This window comes from Corynebacterium sp. (genome assembly GCF_012837295.1).
Taxonomy (GTDB): Bacteria; Actinomycetota; Actinomycetes; order Mycobacteriales; family Mycobacteriaceae; genus Corynebacterium.
In genome coordinates this window covers 1-3,806 of sequence record NZ_DURI01000076.1, presented here as the reverse complement: position 1 = coordinate 3,806, position 3,806 = coordinate 1, and the positions used below count along the sequence as shown (strand labels likewise).

Here is a 3,806-nt window from a genome sequence, read left to right as displayed (position 1 = left end):
CTGCCGCCCTTCCCCGTCGACCCGGCGGCGCGCCCGTGAAGTGGTTGACCCTGGCGACGCTCGTCGCCGCCGCCGGCAGTTTCGCCATCCTGTTCCTGTCGGCGTGGGGGCTGTCCACGGACGTCAACATCCAGTTCGTGGCCTACTGGGGCCTGTTCTTCGCCATGACGGGCGTGCTCGGCGGGCTGATGCAGGAGACCACGCGGGCGGTGGGTTCCTCGCTGGGGCCGGCGTCGGGGCGGATGGCCGCTCCCGGGCCTTCACTTGACGACGTCCCCGCGTCCCCCTCCGCCCGCCCCGCACGTGGCGGCGACGGACCCGTGATCCGCGCCCGGCCGATGGTCGTCGCCGCTGGAGTGGCGGCGGTGACCTTCGTGCTCTTCGCGGCCTCCGGGCCCCTGTGGGTCGACCTCGTCGTCCACGACGGCCACGCGCTGGCCGTGCTGCTCATGGCCGGAGGCCTGGCCATGTACGCCATGCAGGCCACGGTGTCCGGCGTGCTGTCCGGCGCGAAGCTGTGGGGGCAGTACGCGGCGCTGATCATCCTGGACATCGTCACCCGCGTCGTGCCGGCCGCCCTGGCCTGGTGGTTCGGGTGGGGGCTGGGCGCGTGGCTGTGGATCACGGTGATCGGCACCGTCAGCTGGCTGCTGCTCGCCGCCGTCTCCCCGGCCACCCGCCGGGCGATGACCCTGCGCGCCGACGTGCCCGTGCGCCGCTTCATCCCGCTGATGATCACCGCCATGGGCGCCGCCGGAGCCTCGGCGGTGCTGGTCACGGGCTTTCCGACGCTGGTCAAGATCAGCGCCGACCACGGCGCCGGTGCGCTGGGCGCCGTGACCGCGGCGGGCATCGCCTACGCGGTGACGCTGACGCGCGCGCCGCTGCTCATGCCCCTGGAGAAATTCCAGAACGCGATCATCGTCCACTTCGTCCACCGTGACGGAGGGCCGCTGGCCGCCCTGGCCAAGCCGCTCGGCGCCCTGTTCGCCTTCGGTCTCTTCGGTTCGGCGCTGGCGTGGCTGATCGGGCCGTGGATCCTCGAGGTCATCCTCAAGCCCGACTACTTCGTCCCCGGCCGCACCCTGGCGGGCCTGACGCTCGGCGCCACGTTCACCGCGGTGCTCATGGTCACCGGCGCGGTCACCCTGGCCGTCGGCCGCCACCGCGCTTACCTGCTCGGCTGGCTGCTGGCGACGATCGTCGCCACCGCCGTGCTCTTCGGCCCCGGCACCCTCGAACTGCGCAGCGTGCTCGCGCTGGTCATCGGCCCGGCCCTCGGCGTGCTCTTCCACCTGGCGGTGCTCAAGGCCGTCGTGCCGGAGGAACCGGCGGATATGGTGAAGGCGTGACCGCCGACCGCACCTCCCCCGAGGTTCCCGAGACCCGCGACGATCTCGCGGTGCTGATGACCGTCTACCACCGCGTCGACCAGCGCCACCTCGACGAGGCGCTGGAGTCCCTGTGGGCCCAGACCGTCCGTGCGGGCCGGGTCGTGCTCGTCGGCGACGGTCCGCTGACCCCGGGCCTGGACGCCGTCATCGAACGCCACTCCGCCGACCACCCCGAGCTCGACTACCGGCCGCAGCCGGAGAACCGCGGTTCCGGCCCGGCCTCCCAGACGGGCCTGGAGCTCATCGACGAGGAATGGTGCGCCCGGCTCGACGCCGACGACATCGCCGAACCGGTGCGCTTCGAATCCCAGCTGCGGGTCGCGGACGGGGAGGCCGGGCCGTCGTCAAGCGAGAACCAGCCAAGCGAGACCCCCGACGTCATCGGCACGGCGATGGCCGAATTCGACGACGACCGCGGAGGCGAGATCACCGGGATCCGGGCGCTGCCGGAAAGCCACGATGCGATCGCGAAGTACGCGCGGCTGAACTCGCCGATCAACAACCCGTCCGTCATGTACCGCACCGCGCGCGTGAAGAAGGTCGGCGGCTACCGCGACGCGCCGTACATGGAGGACTACGACCTGTGGGCGCGGCTGCTCGCCGACGGTGCGCGGTTCGTGAACCTGCCCGAGCCGCTGACGCGCTTCCGCGCCACCGGGATGCTCCACCGGCGGCGGTCGAAGGGCATCGTGGCCGCCGAAAAGCGGATGCAGGCCACCCTCGTCGAGCTGGGCCTGGTGTCGCGGCCGCGGGCGGCGTTCAACTTCGTCGCGCGCTCGGCGTTCCGCGCCCTGCCCACCGGGCTGCTCGGCCGCGCCTACCGGGCACTGTTCCACCGCCGCCGGTGACGCCCCGCGCGAGCCATCGCCGATAGGATCGGTCACCCGCTACGATGAGTCCCATCATGGACCACATTGCAGCCCCCAACGGCGACGGGAACGCCGCGGACCGCCCGCACCCCGGCGAGTTCGCGGACACCTGGCTCATAGTCCCCTGCTTCAACGAGGCCACCGTCATCCGCGGCGTCCTCGAGAACGCGCTGGAGACCTTCCCCAACATCGTCGCCGTCAACGACGGCTCCCGTGACGAGTCGGCGGCCGAGATCCACGCCGCCGGAGCGCATCTGGTCAACCACCCGGTGAACCTCGGGCAGGGCGCGGCGATCCAGACGGGCATCGAGTACGCGCGGGCGCAGGCCGGTGCGGAGTATTTCGTCACCTTCGACGCCGACGGCCAGCACCAGGTCAAGGACGTCGTCGCCATGGTGCGGCGGCTGCGGACGGAGCCGGTCGACATCGTCGTCGGCACGCGCTTCGGCCGCCCCAAGTCCGAGGACGACCAGGTGCCGCTGATCAAGCGCATCGTGCTCAAGACCGTCGTCGCACTGTCGCCGAAGACCCGCCGGCTGGGGCTGACCGACGCGCACAACGGGCTGCGCGCGTTCAACCGCACGGTCGCCATGCAGACGAACCTGCGCATGAACGGCATGAGCCACGCCTCCGAGTTCGTCAACCTCATGGACGAGCTGGATTGGCGCGTCGCCGAGCAGCCCGTCGACATCCTGTACACCGAATACTCCATGTCGAAGGGGCAGTCGCTGTTCAACGGCGTCAACATCCTCTCCGACTCGCTCATCGCCAGGAGGCTGCCGTGACCGCGACGATCATCCAGGTTGTTCTGCTGGCGGCGATGGTCGCCCTGGTCTGGTACTTCGTCTCCAATCGCCGCAAGGCGCGGGCGAAGGCGGGCGTGAAGCTGGGGTTCCTGCTGTTCCTCGCCGCGTGCGTGTGGGCGATCGTCCGCCCCGACGATCTGACGGTGGTGGCCAACTGGGTCGGCGTTTCGCGCGGCACGGACCTGCTGCTGTACATGCTGGTGCTGGCGTTCGTGTTCACCACGGTGAGCTCGTACATCCGTTTCCGCGAGCAGGAGCTGCGCTACGCCCGGCTCGCCCGGTCGGTGGCCCTGCAGACGGCCGTGCTCCCCGACGCCCCCATGCCGGGCGCGACGGGCGGCGCCCCCTCCCGGGAGGCGTAGCCCGGGCGGTGCGGGTGCGGTGCGGGTCGGCCTTCGGGCCGGCCCTTTTTCGCTTGGCGACGCCCCGGTTCGCCCCTCAGCCGGCCCACCCTGCACAATGGGCGCCATGACCCGACGCGACGACGCCGACCCCCGCACGCCCGACGAACCCACCGAGCTGGGGCGGGGCCAGGAGCCGACCGACGCGGTCGACCCCGCCAACCCGGAAGCGACCGACGCGGCCCCGGCCGACGCGATTTCCGCGGACGACGTGGCCGCCGATGAGGTGACCGCCGACGGCGAATCGGCCGAGGATGACGCCGCCGACACCCGCTCGATGAAGACGGTCCCGCCGGCGCTGTGGGTGTGGTTCGCCGCGCTGCTGCTGCTGGTCGG

Annotated in this window: 4 protein-coding genes and 1 pseudogene; all 5 read left to right on the top strand. The window is 71.6% G+C overall.

Annotated elements, in window-relative coordinates; translation table 11 throughout:
• Window positions 1-1,352: hypothetical protein (locus GX015_RS02580; protein ID WP_366926219.1), on the top strand; the 1,352-nt coding region annotated here is incomplete at its 5' end.
• On the top strand, window positions 1,349-2,242 hold the full coding sequence (locus GX015_RS02575) for a glycosyltransferase (RefSeq protein WP_291342561.1): 894 nt from the start codon (window positions 1,349-1,351) through the stop codon (window positions 2,240-2,242). The genes GX015_RS02580 and GX015_RS02575, both read left to right, overlap by 4 nt.
• 56 nt (window positions 2,243-2,298) lie before the next feature.
• Entirely contained in the window at window positions 2,299-3,048 is a 750-nt protein-coding gene (locus tag GX015_RS02570; protein WP_291342558.1) for a glycosyltransferase family 2 protein, read from the top strand.
• A complete protein-coding gene (locus tag GX015_RS02565; protein WP_291342556.1) occupies window positions 3,045-3,431 on the top strand; it encodes a DUF2304 domain-containing protein in 387 nt (128 codons plus the stop codon). Before GX015_RS02570 ends, GX015_RS02565 begins: the two co-directional genes overlap by 4 nt.
• Window positions 3,432-3,537: 106 nt before the next feature.
• Window positions 3,538-3,806, top strand: a pseudogene (locus GX015_RS02560) (hypothetical protein); the annotation flags it as partial.